This is a genomic window from Shewanella sp. YQ_9 (assembly GCF_043103185.1).
Lineage (GTDB): Bacteria > Pseudomonadota > Gammaproteobacteria > Enterobacterales > Shewanellaceae > Shewanella > Shewanella algae.
The window spans coordinates 133,629-148,391 of sequence record NZ_JBICJO010000039.1; the positions used below are offsets into that span (position 1 = coordinate 133,629).

Annotated in this window: 17 protein-coding genes; 7 read left to right on the plus strand and 10 right to left on the minus strand. The window is 53.4% G+C overall.

The features are described 5' to 3' along the window. From ACF8D4_RS12630 to ACF8D4_RS12640, 3 genes are all read right to left on the minus strand, one after another. Window positions 1-909 carry a metal ABC transporter solute-binding protein, Zn/Mn family gene (locus ACF8D4_RS12630; RefSeq protein WP_025009328.1) on the minus strand — a complete coding sequence of 303 codons (909 nt, stop codon included), beginning with the start codon at window positions 907-909 and terminating at the stop codon, window positions 1-3. Beyond that, entirely contained in the window at window positions 893-2,098 is a 1,206-nt protein-coding gene (locus ACF8D4_RS12635) for a hypothetical protein (RefSeq protein ID WP_025009327.1), read from the minus strand. The genes ACF8D4_RS12630 and ACF8D4_RS12635 overlap by 17 nt, the downstream gene beginning before the upstream one ends. Window positions 2,099-2,179: 81 nt before the next feature. Beyond that, a complete protein-coding gene (locus ACF8D4_RS12640) occupies window positions 2,180-2,470 on the minus strand; it encodes a hypothetical protein (RefSeq protein ID WP_028779657.1) in 291 nt (96 codons plus the stop codon). 252 nt (window positions 2,471-2,722) lie between these two features. On the opposite strand from ACF8D4_RS12640, the gene ACF8D4_RS12645 reads away from it, so the two are divergent. Further along, complete coding sequence (locus tag ACF8D4_RS12645) at window positions 2,723-2,848, plus strand: hypothetical protein (RefSeq protein WP_037436329.1); 126 nt, start codon at window positions 2,723-2,725, stop codon at window positions 2,846-2,848. Between the two features lie 4 nt (window positions 2,849-2,852). Here ACF8D4_RS12645 and ACF8D4_RS12650 read toward each other — a convergent pair whose 3' ends face one another. Then, window positions 2,853-3,188: a hypothetical protein gene (locus ACF8D4_RS12650; RefSeq protein WP_025886860.1), complete on the minus strand. Its 336-nt coding sequence runs from the start codon at window positions 3,186-3,188 to the stop codon at window positions 2,853-2,855. 180 nt (window positions 3,189-3,368) lie between these two features. Here ACF8D4_RS12650 and ACF8D4_RS12655 point away from each other — a divergent pair, with 180 nt between their 5' ends. Then, window positions 3,369-4,988, plus strand: a complete 1,620-nt coding sequence (locus ACF8D4_RS12655) for a mechanosensitive ion channel family protein (RefSeq protein ID WP_028779655.1) — start codon at window positions 3,369-3,371, stop codon at window positions 4,986-4,988. Between the two features lie 60 nt (window positions 4,989-5,048). Here ACF8D4_RS12655 and ACF8D4_RS12660 read toward each other — a convergent pair whose 3' ends face one another. Both ACF8D4_RS12660 and ACF8D4_RS12665 read right to left on the minus strand, forming a co-directional pair. Then, window positions 5,049-6,755 (minus strand): formate--tetrahydrofolate ligase, encoded by a 1,707-nt coding sequence (locus ACF8D4_RS12660; protein ID WP_392465661.1) that lies wholly within the window; start codon window positions 6,753-6,755, stop codon window positions 5,049-5,051. 233 nt (window positions 6,756-6,988) lie between these two features. Beyond that, a complete protein-coding gene (locus tag ACF8D4_RS12665) occupies window positions 6,989-7,822 on the minus strand; it encodes a MaoC/PaaZ C-terminal domain-containing protein (protein WP_208185198.1) in 834 nt (277 codons plus the stop codon). 198 nt (window positions 7,823-8,020) lie between these two features. Between ACF8D4_RS12665 and ACF8D4_RS12670 the strand changes: the two genes are divergently transcribed. Beyond that, window positions 8,021-8,815 carry a methyltransferase domain-containing protein gene (locus ACF8D4_RS12670; RefSeq protein ID WP_044735634.1) on the plus strand — a complete coding sequence of 265 codons (795 nt, stop codon included), beginning with the start codon at window positions 8,021-8,023 and terminating at the stop codon, window positions 8,813-8,815. Here the strand turns inward: ACF8D4_RS12670 and ACF8D4_RS12675 are convergent. Both ACF8D4_RS12675 and ACF8D4_RS12680 read right to left on the minus strand, forming a co-directional pair. Next, complete coding sequence (locus ACF8D4_RS12675) at window positions 8,776-9,411, minus strand: chemotaxis protein CheD (RefSeq protein ID WP_025886858.1); 636 nt, start codon at window positions 9,409-9,411, stop codon at window positions 8,776-8,778. The genes ACF8D4_RS12670 and ACF8D4_RS12675 overlap by 40 nt on opposite strands. A 45-nt stretch (window positions 9,412-9,456) precedes the next feature. Beyond that, window positions 9,457-10,344 carry a TraB/GumN family protein gene (locus ACF8D4_RS12680; protein WP_115389319.1) on the minus strand — a complete coding sequence of 296 codons (888 nt, stop codon included), beginning with the start codon at window positions 10,342-10,344 and terminating at the stop codon, window positions 9,457-9,459. Window positions 10,345-10,391: 47 nt separating this feature from the next. On the opposite strand from ACF8D4_RS12680, the gene ACF8D4_RS12685 reads away from it, so the two are divergent. Both ACF8D4_RS12685 and ACF8D4_RS12690 read left to right on the plus strand, forming a co-directional pair. Further along, window positions 10,392-10,703 carry a prephenate dehydrogenase gene (locus ACF8D4_RS12685; RefSeq protein WP_208180734.1) on the plus strand — a complete coding sequence of 104 codons (312 nt, stop codon included), beginning with the start codon at window positions 10,392-10,394 and terminating at the stop codon, window positions 10,701-10,703. 118 nt (window positions 10,704-10,821) lie between these two features. After that, window positions 10,822-12,555: a GGDEF domain-containing protein gene (locus tag ACF8D4_RS12690; RefSeq protein ID WP_372584259.1), complete on the plus strand. Its 1,734-nt coding sequence runs from the start codon at window positions 10,822-10,824 to the stop codon at window positions 12,553-12,555. Here ACF8D4_RS12690 and ACF8D4_RS12695 read toward each other — a convergent pair. Continuing rightward, window positions 12,552-13,076 carry a DUF3016 domain-containing protein gene (locus ACF8D4_RS12695; RefSeq protein ID WP_025009321.1) on the minus strand — a complete coding sequence of 175 codons (525 nt, stop codon included), beginning with the start codon at window positions 13,074-13,076 and terminating at the stop codon, window positions 12,552-12,554. The genes ACF8D4_RS12690 and ACF8D4_RS12695 overlap by 4 nt on opposite strands. 280 nt (window positions 13,077-13,356) lie before the next feature. Between ACF8D4_RS12695 and ACF8D4_RS12700 the strand changes: the two genes are divergently transcribed. Further along, window positions 13,357-13,662, plus strand: coding sequence for a hypothetical protein (locus ACF8D4_RS12700; RefSeq protein WP_208185160.1), 306 nt, complete (start codon window positions 13,357-13,359; stop codon window positions 13,660-13,662). Window positions 13,663-13,668: 6 nt separating this feature from the next. Here the strand turns inward: ACF8D4_RS12700 and ACF8D4_RS12705 are convergent, their stop codons facing one another. Next, window positions 13,669-14,178 carry a DUF4240 domain-containing protein gene (locus tag ACF8D4_RS12705; RefSeq protein ID WP_144379758.1) on the minus strand — a complete coding sequence of 170 codons (510 nt, stop codon included), beginning with the start codon at window positions 14,176-14,178 and terminating at the stop codon, window positions 13,669-13,671. Window positions 14,179-14,297: 119 nt separating this feature from the next. Between ACF8D4_RS12705 and ACF8D4_RS12710 the strand changes: the two genes are divergently transcribed. Then, the gene (locus tag ACF8D4_RS12710; RefSeq protein ID WP_037436326.1) at window positions 14,298-14,693 is read left to right on the plus strand and encodes a hypothetical protein; all 396 of its coding nucleotides are present in this window, start codon (window positions 14,298-14,300) and stop codon (window positions 14,691-14,693) included. Window positions 14,694-14,763 lie beyond the last annotated feature (70 nt).

Here is a 14,763-nt window from a genome sequence, read left to right on the forward strand (position 1 = left end):
TCAATTCACGCTCTTGAGCAGCGAGATGGCGCTGTCATACAGGCTGAAAAGATCCTGACTCTGGGCGTTACCACCGACCGACATGGGCAATACCAATACCGGCAACTTGGCTCTTTCACCCAACCAGTTGGCGCCACGTTCATCCTGATAGGATGCCACTACCACGGCACTGACATCCCCTTGCCCTGCCCGCTCAAGCAGCGAAGCCAAGTGTGAACTGCTGGGGGGCAACCCGGGCTTGGGCTCGAGATCCGCGACCTGAGAAACTCCCAACCAGTTGAACAGATAGCGGAAACTGGTGTGATAGGCGATAACCTTCTTGCCCTTGAGTGATGCCGCTTCGGCTTCCCACTTGGGAATAGCCTGCTGCCAACGCTCGCTGAATGCCTTGAGCGCAGCCTCGTAATCGGCTTTTCCTTGAGGGTCCAGGGCCACCAGCTTGGCGCTCAGCGCCTTGGCGATATCCAGCATCCGATACGGGTCAAAGTGCAGATGCGGATTCCCCTTGGCGTGCACATCCCCCATGCTGCGGTCGACCGAATCCAGCTTATCCAGGGTCTCAACCTGATCGGCTGCAAAAAACAGCCCCTGATCCGTAGAGCGCACCTTGGCGTTGGAAGATTTCATCTGCAGCATAGGCAACCAACCGATTTCCAGATCCGCACCGGCGCAGACCGCCAGATCAGCCTGGCGCATCTTGGCGATTAAACTGGGCCGAGCCTGCACCTGGTGAGGATCCTGCAAGGCGGTTGTGGCCGAATAGATGTCCGCATCCGGCGCCAAGCTCTTGGCCAACGCGGCATATTCAGGTTCACAGGCAAAAATATTCAGGCTGGCCTGAGCCTGCCAACTGGCCACCAGAGTCAAAGCGGCCGTGGCCAGGCCGACAAATTTAGAATTGATGCGCACCGTGGGCCCCCAGAGTCATAACGTATTGCAGAGTGATAACATTGTCGTCTTCGATACCGTCGAAATTAGTGCCACGCTGATTGGTGTACTGCAGTCTTACGGTAGAGAAGTGGCTGTGATGCCAAGCCAGGCTAACTTCGGTTTCTTTCAGCTTCTGACCGTGGAAATGATCGTCGTGGGCCTGCTGGGTATCCAGCTCGCCGTAGCGGATCCCGGTAGACCAGCTGGGGCTCCATTGGTAGACACCGCTCAGATACCAGCCCTGATGGTAATCTTTCGGCTCTGCATGGGCGTGTTCATCCTCGTGATGCTCATGCTCGGCCTCGGCAACGAAATCTGCCACCCGGAAATATTCACCACTCACAGTCAGATGCTGATACTTGTAGTTGCCGTTAGGTGCCCACTTATAAACAAAGTCGGCAATATAGGTGTTTTCACCCGTATAAGAGGCACCATGGCTGTGACCTTCATGGTCGTGGCCGTGATCATGCTCCTCTTCCTCACCCGCGTGCTCTTCAAAAGGGGTCATGCGGCCATTTTCATTGCGCAGATAGGACAGCCCCAACTGCCAGGAGCTGTCTGTCCCTATATCGCCACCTATCTTGGTGTAAGCGGTATAAACACCCACATCCTTGAACTCGCGCTCGCCGTGTTCATCCTCGGCACGCATCTTGTCGCCCTTGAAAGCTTCCAGACCCATTACCCAGTAAAGGTCTGTCGGCGCCACATAGTTCAAGCGGATACCATCATCGAAGTAATGATTGCCCAGGAAGGCACGGTAAGCCGCCGGTCTGTCGGTAAAGGCGTCTGTGTGAGGATGTTGGTTATTGAGATAGCCCACATCAGACAGGAAACGTCCGGCGCGCACCGCAAACCCTGCCGGCATCGCCAAGGTCTGAATAAAAGCCTCTTCCAGATTCACTTCGGTATCACCATCATGGTTTTCTATGGTGGTGGTGAGTTTGCCGTAAAACATATCGTCAATATTGGCGCTGAGCGCCAGTTCGGTTTCCCCCAGACCAAAACCTTCCTGACGCTCGGCCATGGGACGATCCGCCGTTTGATAATAGCCATCCAAAACCGCACTGATCGCCGGATTGGTCAGCGTAGGGTCCTGGGCCATTGCACAGGTGGAAACCAAGCCACAGGCCAAGGCCAGAGGCGAAATACGAGTTGAAAAAACAGTCATTTTAGCTCCTGAAATACAGCAGTCATCGCACCGCAATTCCATGCGGTCGATAGCAAAATTTAAATAGATGTCTCTTTAAATTCAGGCTGTTACAGGTGGAGCACGACTGTTAAACAGGCGAACGTGGGTCGCCTGCCAGGAAGGAGCCGTAAAACTGACTCTGATATAGGATTGTTTGACAGCATCCAGATGCAGCCCGGTGCCGGGCATGAGCTTGTTCAGCTGATGCTGATGGAAACAGAGGGTACAGTGGGTCTTGTGACCCTCTTCGAGATGGGAAATGCTGTGGGCCGATGCAGCCACAGACAAGAGCACCAGTATGGCGGCAAGCCATATGGCAATAGTGCTTCTTGTACGAACAGCGATATCCAAACCTAACATCCCCCAGATAGATCCGGCGCTAGTGTAAGCCAGTCTACCCCGAGGTTGCAACAAGGTTAACAAGGCGAAGCTGAAACTAAAAGTTACAAGATATGTAACGGTGCCAAGGTTTCGGCGCTAATTACAGCTTACAGGCCTGGCTGAGATTAAGTTCTGCTTAAGCTCTGCCGGTTAAGGTTTACCCTATACTCTTTGTGCTCGCGCGGGCCCGCCCGTGGGAGCAGCCTAACCAAAGGAAAAGCTATGTTGGCATTTCTCAAAAATAACCTGGGGATTATCCTGTTTGCCATTCTGTTTTGCGGCGCCATTTTGGGCGGCATCTATTACGTAGAAACCTCCCTGGCCAATCAGGTACAGGTGGTAGACTGAGCCCTCAGCGATACTTCTGCCGCTGCGCCGAATCATCCTCTTCAACTTTAACCGGCGCTTCAACCGTGTGCAGATGATCCATCAGGTGGCTGATCAGCAAGACGATCAGCCCAAGGATTGCGACAGGTATCCCGAAGTGTCTGGTCTCTGGAACCAACCAGGCACAGATAGCCGCAGCCGCCCCCAGATAAAAACCCACCAGTTTCAATTTCAATAACCAAGGCGTCTTCCCAAGCCAAGCTTCACAATGAGGACACTGGATCTGCGCGGAAAAGCCACTGCCCCGCTGCCGGGCTATCTGAGAAACATTAAAGGTTTTATTGCAATTGGAACATAGCACTCGAGCGTTCTCCGGCGAGCTCAACAAAGGGGCGCTATTCTAGCAAAGCTGGCGTCCGCCTTATATCTCCCATGAGTGAAAAACCACAAATCCGCGAGCTTTTTGGGCGTCATGGGACATTTCGTGTCATATTTATTGACTCCAACACTTCAAAAATACAGATAAAAATCGGACAAAAACATGGTTAGAACTCTCTTGCTCGTGTTGTGTTTATCTCTTTCCTGGCAATCTTTCGCATCTGAACCCGAACCGCTCGCTACCGAGCAGCTCACTTTGATGCAGCAAACCATAAGACAAAATATCCAACAGCTTCGCAGTGCCAAGGGCGAACTCAAGGCGGTGACTGAGTTTAGGATCAAGGCGCTAACTCTGGCACAAAGAAATAAACTCAAAGAGAGCATAGATGCCATTGGCGACAAGAGCGCAGAACAGAATGCCAAGGTGAATGTTTTGCCGCATCTGCAAGCGCAGCGGCAACTCCTGCAGGAGATGGTGCAATATCTCGACAAGGAGATAATGTCGCTGCAGGGCAAGCTCGGCAAAGGGGAAGATCAACAGCTGATGCTTGAGATCTCCCGCCGCAGCCTGGAAAAGGATGAAATTCAAAAAGGCTTGCTGGAACTGCTCAACTGGTCAGAGCAACTGGGACAGGATGTCAGCCAGGCGAAAGAATCACTCAAGCAACGTCTTATCGTCAGAGCCGAGTTGCTCGAAAGTCTGGTGAGCTACAACCAGCAGCAGTTGGGCGTGCAAATGGCCGAAAATGCGCTGGCGGGCAAAGATGTCAGCAGCGAGCAGAGCAAGACCTTGACCCTGCTGAAAGAGCGGTTGGAAAACAACAGCAGCAGCCTGAGTGCAGTGATAGGCATGCTGGATAAGTTGGATGTAGATACCAGCGATCTGAAAAAGACCCTGTTTGCCATTTCCGGAGATATCACCCAGGACGTCCTCAATATCGATATCGTCTCCAGTCTGGCCGGACAGTGGTTTGATATCGCCAAGGCGCAGTTGATTGAAGGTGGGCCGGATATACTGTTCAAGATATTTATCTTCTTGTTTATCTTGCTACTTACCGTCTTGCTGGCCAAATTAACCAAGCGAATCGTCGCCAAGGCGGTCAGTAACTCCAAACTCAAGTTCAGCAAGCTGCTGCAAGACTTCTTCACCTCGCTTTCCGGCAAGATTATTTTCACCCTAGGGCTGCTGATAGCCTTGTCACAGCTTGGATTCGAACTCGGCCCACTACTGGCCGGTTTCGGTATTGCCGGGGTAATTATCGGTTTTGCGCTGCAGGATACCCTGTCCAACTTCGCCTCAGGGATGATGATCCTTATCTATCGTCCCTTCGATGTGGGAGATCTGATCCATGCAGCTGGAGTCACAGGCAGAGTCAGCCATATGAGCCTGGTATCTACCACCATCAAGACACTGGACAACCAGCGGCTGATCATTCCCAACAACAAAATTTGGGGCGATACCATCAACAATATCACCGCCGAGCATCACAGACGGGTAGATATGACCTTCGGCATCAGCTACAGCGATAATATTGAACAGGCCGAAGCCGTGCTGGAGCAACTGGTGCAAGAGCATCCCAAAGTACTTAAGCACCCTGAGCCTACGGTTAAACTGCACTTATTGGGCGAATCCTCGGTGGACTTTGTGGTGCGCCCCTGGGTCAGGCCGGAAGACTATTGGGAAGTTTACTGGGACATTACCCGGGCGGTGAAGATGCGTTTCGACGAGGAAGGGATCAGTATTCCATTCCCGCAGCGGGACGTACACTTCTATCGCGGTTAAATCGGCGCGGCAGGATCCAATACAACCAAGGGCGCATCTGCGCCCTTGGTTGTTATCGAGTTAAAGCCCCATCACTTCACCCTGCTCATTGATATCGATATGCAGGTAGCCTGGGTTCAAACCCAGCCCAGGCATGGTCATCACCTTGCCCACCAAAGCGGTGACAAAACCGGCTCCGGCGTTAAGCCTAAGCTCAGTGATTGGCAGGGTAAAACCGCTGGGTGCCCCCTTGAGTTTGGGATCGTGGCTGATAGACATAGGCGTCTTGGCCATACACACAGGCAGCTTGTCTGCGCCAAGACGCCGGATCTCTGCCAGTTGCTCACGGGCCTTGGCCGACAACTCTACCCCGGCCGCACCATAACCAAGCTCGGCCAAGGTTGCCAGACTGGCCTCGAGTCCAAGCGAAGGGTCATAGAGAGGCTTGAAGCCATCGCCCTTGCCTATGGCCGCCAATACCGACTCGGCCAGGGCCTTGGCGCCATCGGCACCTAGTGCAAAGGCCTCACTGAGTTCACAAGCATCGGCGCCCTCGGCGAGGCAGGCCTGCCTCAGCCACTCAAGCTCCTGCTCGGTATCTTCGGGGAAACGGTTGACGGCCACCACCACAGGTGTGCCGTAGCGGCGCACATTGGCCAGGTGCCAGGCCAGGTTGGCAAAGCCCTGTTCCAGTGCCTGTTGGTTAGGCTGGCTTACTGCCTCCCCCTTGAGCCCGGCATTACTCTTAAGCGCTCTCAAGGTCGCCACCAAGACGGTGCAATCTGGCTGACGCCCGGAAATCGGCGCCTTGATATTGCAGAACTTCTCAAAACCCATATCCGAGCCAAAGCCGCCTTCCGTGACCACATAGTCGCTGAGTTTCAGTGCCATTTCGTCGGCAATGATAGAGGAGTTGCCATGGGCGATATTGGCAAAGGGCCCGGTGTGGATAAGACAAGGGGCGCCGTTGAGGGTCTGCATCAGTGTCGGCTCCAGCGCCTGACGCAAAATGGCGCACATGGCACCGGCAACCCCGAGCCGCTCGGCTGTGATGGCCTGTCCGGAGGTATCGAGTGCCAGCAACACCTGGCCGACACGGCGGCGCATATCGGCAAGATCGCGACTCAGGGCCAAAATGGCCATCAGCTCCGAGGCGGCGGTGATATCAAAGCCAGACTCATGCTCAGGGCCATTGTTATTTCCCAGCCCTACCTGAATTTGCCGCAGGCTGCGATCATTGTGATCCATCACCCTGTGCCAAAAAAGCTTTTCCGGATCGATATTGAGCGCATCCAAGCCACTGCGACGGCTGAACTCTGCCGCCCCGAGGCGTTGTTCGTGATGCAGCCTGGCATCCAGCGCGGCGGCGGCCAGGTTGTGGGCGCTGGTAATGGCGTGAATGTCCCCGGTAAGATGCAAATTCAGTTCTTCCATCGGCACTATCTGGGCATAACCGCCGCCGGCAGCCCCCCCCTTGACGCCAAAGACCGGCCCCATACTGGGCTGGCGCAAACAGGCGCAGACCTTGTGTTCGAGCGCATGCAGGGCCTGGGTCAAACCTATGCTGGTCACCGTCTTGCCTTCACCGTGTGACGTAGGCGTTATCGCAGTCACCAGAATCAGCTTACCGGGCAGATAGTCATAGACCCGTTCGAGCAACGACAGCGGGATTTTTGCCTTGTGGTCGCCGTAACAGCTGAATTCACCGGGACGCAGCCCCAACTCAGTAGCAATATGCTCAATGGGACGCCTCGACGTCATTCTAGAGATCTCTATGTCCTTCAACATTCAGTAAAACTCCCACAAGGGCCAAAGCAAATAGATCAAAGGACCCGCATACTAGGCCATTCCGGCTTCAAGCTAAAGTCGGAGCCCTCTTTATTCAGCAATACCTTAATCTGGGTCAAGAAATCTCTGGCCGGAATTGGCCGAAAAGCAGTTTCCGAACGGAGGGAAAATAGCGAACGCAGGTATCATGGAGCCAAACAGGGGCCAAGGCGGGAAACCTAGGCCCCGACACCTCAGAGCAGGGAGATCTCACCACAAAGATGCGGCCTGCGCCCTTTCTGATCTCTGAGTTCAAACTTATAGCCCTGCTCCATGGCCTCGGCGCAGAAGCAGACACTGGCCGGCATAAACAGCGGCAACTTGAACGCCACATCAATGACACAGGGCCTATTACCCAGCTCAGGCATCAACTGAGCCACGCAGCGGGCCTTGGACCACATGCCATGGGCCAGCACCCGGTCGAAACCAAAACGTTTGGAAAGCAAGGGATGCAGATGGATCAGGTTATAGTCACCCGAGGCTCTGGCATAACGCCGCCCCAAGTCGTCACCCAACTCCCAGACACTGGGGTTTTCCCACTGAATATCCCCGGCCTTGGGTGGTCTTGCCCTGCGCCCCGGCTTATCTATGCGATACAGATAAGTAGACAAGGATTCCCACACCAGCTCTCCGGCCACGGTCACCCTGGAGATAAGGTCAAACTCCAGCCCGGAATCTGTCTCTCGGCTGTCTGTGAGGCGACAGTCGATATCGAAACGCTCATCCACAGTAACACTGCGAAACTGACTGATACGGTTACGCAGGTGGATCATTCCCAGTAGAGGAAAAGTGATGGCGTCATGGGTAAAGATCACCGCATGCAACTTGAAGGCCATCACATACAGATAGGTAGGCGGCAGAGTTTTGCCATCAAACTCGAAGCCACACACCTGGGCGTAGTCGGCCACCTTGCCGGGCTCCAAAGCCACGCCGGGAGTATTAACGCTGATACGAGGTAAAGGCTGGTTGTCCCAGCCAGGCTTTCGCCCGAAAAAAATCTTGCGATACAGCGAAAACAACGAAGGCATTGTTCGCAGTTCGACACTGAATTCCATAACCAAAAAGCCCACCTTGAGTATTCCAAGCCGAGCATTATACCTCATCCCTGCCGTTTTCGGAGCTATCTATGATTTTGCGATCTGTCCGCCATAAGCGCTTGGGCCTGATGCCAAGGGCTGCGGCTTATGAGACACTATATGCCTTCAAGTCATTCAGAACCCTCCAAAGTGCAAGATCAGAACTTTGACAAGCTGGCGCAAAAGTTCGCCAACAATATCTATGGAACCCCCAAAGGGCAGATCAGAGCCGCGGTACTCTGGCGCGATCTGCAGGAACAGTTACCCTATTTTGCCGGCCGTAAACTCAGAGTACTGGATGCCGGTGGCGGTTTCGGTTTTTTCAGTCAAAAACTGGCGGCCATGGGGCATGAAGTCGTACTTTGCGACATCTCCTCGGCCATGCTGGAACAAGCCCGGGAGCAGATTGCCGCCTCGGCCGAGCCCTTGGATATTCAACTGCTGCACTGCGCCATTCAGGAGCTGAACGTAACGGAACTGGGCCAGTTCGACCTTATCCTCTGCCATGCGGTTGCCGAATGGTTGCATGATGCCAAGGGTACACTAGCGGGCTTGCTGTCACTCTTGAAAGATGACGGCCTGTTTTCACTGATGTTTTTCAATAAGGAAGCGATGCGCTTTCACGCCCTGGTGTCTGGCAATCTCGACTATGTGGCTGCCGATCTGCAGACCCGCAAAAAAGTCCGCCTCAGCCCGAAACATCCGCTGCAAATAGCTGATGTACAAGCTTGGTTTAACGAGTGGCAACTGGAGTTGAGGTGTGAATCCGGGGTAAGAGTCATCCATGACTATCTTAAAAAGAGCTTGCCGGATAATTTCGACTTCCAGCAACTGCTGGAGATGGAGCTGAAATACTCACGCCAGCAGCCCTATCTTTCTCTGGGCCGCTACGTGCATTTCATTGCTCACAAGGCATCCGGGCCGAACAACTCGATCGAGGGTTGATCTTTGCCATCCACTATCTGATCCAGATAACGGTTCTCTTCCGGCACCAGCTGCGCCAGGCGTTCGGGATCCATGTGCTTGAGCAAGACCTTGCCGCTGTTGGGGTGAAACATCACCTTACGCGGCCAAGGGCCCCCCAAATCCTCCGCCTGCACAGGGATCTGCTCGAGTTCGAGATAACGTAGTACAAAATCTATGTTGGACTGGCCGACATTCAGCACACTGCTTTGGCCCATTCTGGCACCGCCGAATACTTTGGCCTGTAATCTGTGTCGCTGACCACCGACACAGAGTATGGCATTGATCAGCTGCTCCATGGCCCAGTTGCCGTAGCGGCAGCTGTAGCTGGTCAGTTGGTGCCAATCTTCGTGAAGTTTGCGCTCGGGTAACAGAAAATGATTCAGGCCACCTATGCCGAGTACGGGGTCCCAGATACAAGCCGCCACACAAGACCCCAAGCGGGTAAAAATGTACTCATCGGCACCTGTAATATAAAAATCGCCGGGATCGACCCTGGCAACCACCTTGCCAAAACGTTCATCCCACTGACGAACTGTTCCTTCAAACCCCTTGTACGCATCGCTAATGCCTTGCATCTCAACTCCCTGTGTCCAAGCACAGCAAGTATAGACCTCAGCGCCTCAGTTTGCCTCGCCGGGCGGTATATCACAGCTTTGCCGCCAGCAGTTACGGCTGCTGACTCCGGCTTTATGCAAATACTCGAGTAAGCTCTTTTTACCGGCCAGATGCCCGGCACCGACGGCCACAAATAGTGGCGCCTGATTGGAACCCATCAGACTCAGCAGGCGCTCAGCCATGCCTTGGTTACGTTGCCACAGCAGTTTTTCCAGCAATACGTCTTCACCTTCGGTGGACAGCTGATGCAACATCAACTCGGCCAACGCTTTTTCATTACCGCTACGCCAAGCCGTGATCAGCGCTTGGATCTCCCGATCTTCACCGCGAATGCTCTCCCGCACCATACTCCACTGGTGCTCCAGCGCCAGCGAGTCCAGCAGTGCCAACTGCATTTCTGTACTTTCCAGCTCCAGCACGGGTCTATCACCGACCCCATCCAACAGATACTGCTCAACACCCAGACTGGGTTGATAACCCAGCTCTACGAAGCGCTGCATACTGATCTGTACCGACTGCAACCAGGGGGACATCATCGCCAATTGCCGGCACAAAGGCTTGCCGCCACAGTATCCCTGCAGCAGCGTCTGGGTTTCCTCATCAGGTGTTGCGGCCTTCAAGCCATACTTTTGCAGCAACTGCTGCGCCGCAGGATCGCGGACATCGGCTTCCAGCACCAGAGCACCGGCGTGGCGATAGGCCTGCTCTATCTGGTTTGGCAGTGGGTAGAAGTCGGCCTTGCCGACATGCACTGAGCCCATGAGAAAAGCCGTCTTACCGGCAAACTCCAACTGATGGAAAGGCGGCTTGTCGCCATCTCTTGCTTGGGCCATACCGCTTAAAAGCAAGCCACATCCGAAGAAGATCCACAGCAGTCGACTTGTTGCGCGCATCCCTGTTCCTTATAATTTCAGCCAAAGTTCACCAGTTAGAGGCTGTTATGCCATACACCAAGGTCATTGAGCAACTGAAAGCCAATCTGCAGACCGCTTACCGTCAGGCTGTCGATGCCGATAACCGTCTGGATCAGCTGCAACAGGCTGGCCATGGAAAGTTTTCTGCCGTATTCACCCAAGAGCAAGGCTTTACCACATGCAGTAATCGCTTCCTCCCTTATGTACAGGAGCTGGCACAGGCGGTAGCGGATCTTGAAGCCGAAACGGCGCCCCCCCCGGAACAGTTGGAGGCGCTGCTGCCGAAACTGGCGGTCTTGCTGCAGACGCTGCAAAAATTTAAACAGCAGAGTAAATAGCAAGAGTTCAAACCGCAAAATCACTCCGATAAGCCGGGTCAAGCCCGGCTTTGTCATCTTAGTGTCACTTGCAACACCTAGACTCTATCCGATTTGGGGCCTGGTGAGGTATTGCAGTTTGATGGCCATAGACAGGATTGCTGAGCTTAGAAGTGTGTTGGATAAAGAGGATATCACCGCACTGTTTCAGCCGATTATCAACATAGACAGCAACAGTATTCATGGCTTTGAAGCCCTAAGCCGCGGCCCCATAGGCAGCAGCGTTCATTCTCCATTTCATCTGTTCAGAACCGCCGAACGACTGGGACGCCTCTCCGAGCTGGAGACCTTGTGCCGCCGGGTCTCCATAGCGCAATTCCAGCAAAGACAACTGCCGGGCAAGCTGTTTATCAATATCTCCCCCAAGGCACTGCTGGATCCAAGTCATCCCAAGGGGCAAACACTCAAACTCTTGCAACAGTTCGGCATAGCACCATCCAATGTGGTGATAGAGCTGTCGGAACAATACCCGGCCGATGACATAGATCAGCTCAAAGCCTGTCTGGATCACTACCGCAATCAAGGGTTTCTGACCGCACTCGACGACCTTGGCGCCGGCTACTCAGGCCTGCGCCTCTGGTCAGAACTCTCGCCCGACTATGTCAAAATTGATCGCCACTTTATCCATCAGATAGATAAGTTTCCGGTTAAACAGGAGTTTGTCCGCTCCATCATAGAACTGTGCCAAAGCCTGACCTGTAAAGTCATCGCCGAGGGCATAGAGACAGAAGCCGAGCTGACGATACTGCGTCAGCTCGGGATCACCTATTGTCAGGGCTTTTTGCTTGGCAGACCCGAGGCGCAACCTGATAGACAACTGCAGACCCGCTATCTTGCCATTCGTCAGCAGGAACAACCGAGATACAACGAGGCAGCAGAGAGCCTGTGCCATCAGGCGCAAACCTGCTGCTCTGATACCGAACTCAAGCAGTTGAGCGAACGCTTTCTCTCCCAGCCGGAGCTTCAGTGCATAGTGGTGCTGGAGCAGAAACAACCCTTGGGGCTGGTCTATCGCCATCGACTGATGGAGCTGTTTTCCCGGCCCTATGGCCGCGCCCTTCATGAGCACCAGGCGGTCACAGAGCTCATGGACAAAGATGTGCTTATGGTCGATGCGGCCACGCCGCTGTCGCGGGTGAGTCAAAAACTCACCGCCAAGCCTGGTACCGAAATAGCGCAGGAATTCATTATTCTGCGTCAGGGCGACTTCATCGGTCTGGGCCATACCCGCGAGCTGCTGCAGCGCATCACTGAACACAGAATACAGACGGCGCGCCACGCCAACCCATTGACTGAATTGCCCGGGAATGTGCCCATTCAGGAAGAGCTGCAACGGCTGCGCAAACTGCGACAGCATTTCTATCTGGCCTATTTTGATCTATGCCATTTCAAACCCTATAACGACATCTACGGCTTCAGTCGCGGTGATGAAGTGATAAGGGCTGTCGCCGGCCTGCTTAGACAATACGGCAAGGCGCAATTTATCGGCCACGTGGGTGGGGATGATTTCGTAATGATAGGCACAGAGCCGCAACTGCTCGGGGTTTGTCAGCAAATATTGGCAGAGTTTGAACAGGGCAAGAGGCAGTTTTTCAGTGACGAGCACTGGCAACGACAGCACTTGTTTGCACAGGACAGACAAGGGCAGGAATGCCTTCAACCGCTACTGCGCCTCAGCGTCGGAATACTGCCACCGCCATTGAGTCTGGACGCCAGCGAGCATGAGTTGTCCCGCTTGTGTGCACTGGCAAAAAAACAGGCCAAGCACAGCACCCAAGGGCTGTGCTTGCTGGAGATGCCGAGGACGGCTTAGAGTTTAGGCTTGAGTGTTTTCTGGAACCAGTCTTTCAGCATTCTTTCTTCATAACGGAAGCTGTCGCTGTTAATTCTGTCTACATGGTCGAGAAACTGCATATCAGTCAGCTTTTCATCGCCGGCAACGACCACCTGATCGCCTTCCAACAAGCGATAACTGAAACTTATCTTGGGCGGATAAACGTTCTTGACTACACGTATATCGTTGGCGGTAGCGCCAAAGGTAGGCCGCACATCGCCGGCCAAATCCACATCTGTGACTGTCAGTTCCAGCTTTTGGTTGTCTTTTAGAGATGAGGAAACGTCTTTATCCAAGGCTTTGGTCAAGGTCTCGAACAGACGTTTTTCGTAACGGGATTGCAGCTCGCTGGCAGACTTGATGTCCCGAAAATCCTTGGGTGACTGCCACTCAATTTTTACCTTACCCGACTCGGTAACCGGGTTTTCATCGACCTTGTCGGCCGCCAGCGCCGAGCCAGAGGTCAGGGCAGCTGCAAGTAACAGATATCTGATTTTCATATCAGCCTCCTTTGGGAGCGAATGTCAGTATGCATTTGGTTCAAACTCAGAGTATAAAATTTAACCTGAATCCGGGCTTAACGCAAAACTAATATGCGAACATCATCCTGTTATAAGTGATTATTTTATTTTGTTATTTTTCATAGACACCCAAAAAAATGCGTTAACCTGAGTATCAATTTGTAGCAGCCCCAACAAGCTTTAACACAAGGCTGCTTGAGTCAGGCCCGAGGAAGTAATCTAATAGCAGAGCTAAAAACCAGTCACAACAGGAGCGCCAGTGAAATTTTCGCCGTCTTTGCTGATTACCTTGGGACTATTTACCGCCCTGGGAATTGTTCTCGTCGCCATCAATCAGGATGCCAAACCCAAGGGGCCGGAAACCTGGAGCGCCTTCATTTATACCCATGGCTTCGATTCGGGGCGTTATATCAAAGAGGACGATTTTGGCGACTATGCCAGCTGTAAGGCGTTTGCCATCGAGAAGTCCCAGGCCTCGGAGGGGGCACCTTGGGAGTGTGGCAGCTACTGCCGCTTCGACTCCCGCCGCCAAGGCTTTCAGTGCGAGCAGATGCGCAACGACTAAGCCTGCTTAGAAAGGGAAACGGGCGCTGAGCTTGGGGTAAAGCTTGCGCAATGCCTTGGGTTGATCGTTGAAACGTTTACCCTTGGGCTGACTCAGCCCCGAAGGCACAAAAGGCAACTCTTTCCCGGTACGGGTCTCGTATAGCTGGCCGGCCAGCAGATCTATCTCCTCAACAAAAGGATAAGCATAGCCATTCAGCTGCGGCCAAACATCCAGTTCCCCCAGCGAATCCGCTGCATTGCAGGCCGCCTGATAACGCTCCTTACCCAGAGTCACCAGGAAGTTGCGAAACTCGGCAAAGCCATAATCTGAATCGACTCCGGCGATGATGTAAGCAGCTCCCCAGAGATCCCAGCTGTAACTCAGCCTGAGCTGCCGGGCAAAGTGTTTATCAAACTCTGCCAGCTCATCATCGCTAAGACCTTGCAGTTTTTCGGTCAAACGCGCCTGGAGTTGTTGTTGGTCCTGTTCTGGATAGTCGCGGCTGACCAGCTCCCAAAACTGCTCTTCTGTCATTGAGTGTTATCCTGCCAAAAATGTCGGCGGTTATTTTACCGCAAAAAGCGATTAAAATCCGGCTGGACTCCCCCCAGGGCTTTCCATAGACTTAGGCCAATTTCTCACAGGAGTCATTTATGTCCATTTCAAGACCAATACCATTGGTACTGCTTTGTATCCTCTACCTGGTACTGGCTGTGGTAGCACTGTGGCGCACCATCAGCACCGGCGCTGTGGATCTGTTTACCTTGGGAGTCATCCCTGTATTGGTAGGCATAGTAATGCGCACATCCTGGTCATTGTGGGCATTGCGTATCTATCTCTTTATTCAGACTCTGGGACTCATGGCATTTGCCACTACGGCTTTGGTTGCACTGCAGATTACGCCGCAGGATGTCAAACTGGAGCTGGCAGGGCGAAATATCCCCTTGCTGCCGCTGGCGGCTGTGTTGCTGGCCTTGCTGTTATTCCAGTATTGGGTGGCTTTTTCCGGCAGGACCAAGCGCTTTTTGCAGCAGGAAAAGTCTGACTAGATCGCACTGAATTTAAGGAAATCGGCGACCGGCTCACAATTTTGTGTCTTTTTGGTTAAAAAATAGCGGA

Coding starts and splice junctions, on each gene's coding strand:
- ACF8D4_RS12635 (WP_025009327.1), bottom strand. CDS start 2,098: ATGACTGTTTTTTCAACTCGTATTTCGCCTCTGGCCTTGGCCTGTGGC.
- ACF8D4_RS12645 (WP_037436329.1), top strand. CDS start 2,723: ATGTTGGCATTTCTCAAAAATAACCTGGGGATTATCCTGTTTGCCATT.
- ACF8D4_RS12655 (WP_028779655.1), top strand. CDS start 3,369: ATGGTTAGAACTCTCTTGCTCGTGTTGTGTTTATCTCTTTCCTGGCAA.
- ACF8D4_RS12660 (WP_392465661.1), bottom strand. CDS start 6,755: ATGTTGAAGGACATAGAGATCTCTAGAATGACGTCGAGGCGTCCCATT.
- ACF8D4_RS12665 (WP_208185198.1), bottom strand. CDS start 7,822: ATGCCTTCGTTGTTTTCGCTGTATCGCAAGATTTTTTTCGGGCGAAAG.
- ACF8D4_RS12675 (WP_025886858.1), bottom strand. CDS start 9,411: ATGCAAGGCATTAGCGATGCGTACAAGGGGTTTGAAGGAACAGTTCGT.
- ACF8D4_RS12680 (WP_115389319.1), bottom strand. CDS start 10,344: ATGCGCGCAACAAGTCGACTGCTGTGGATCTTCTTCGGATGTGGCTTG.
- ACF8D4_RS12685 (WP_208180734.1), top strand. CDS start 10,392: ATGCCATACACCAAGGTCATTGAGCAACTGAAAGCCAATCTGCAGACC.
- ACF8D4_RS12695 (WP_025009321.1), bottom strand. CDS start 13,076: ATGAAAATCAGATATCTGTTACTTGCAGCTGCCCTGACCTCTGGCTCG.
- ACF8D4_RS12705 (WP_144379758.1), bottom strand. CDS start 14,178: ATGACAGAAGAGCAGTTTTGGGAGCTGGTCAGCCGCGACTATCCAGAA.
- ACF8D4_RS12710 (WP_037436326.1), top strand. CDS start 14,298: ATGTCCATTTCAAGACCAATACCATTGGTACTGCTTTGTATCCTCTAC.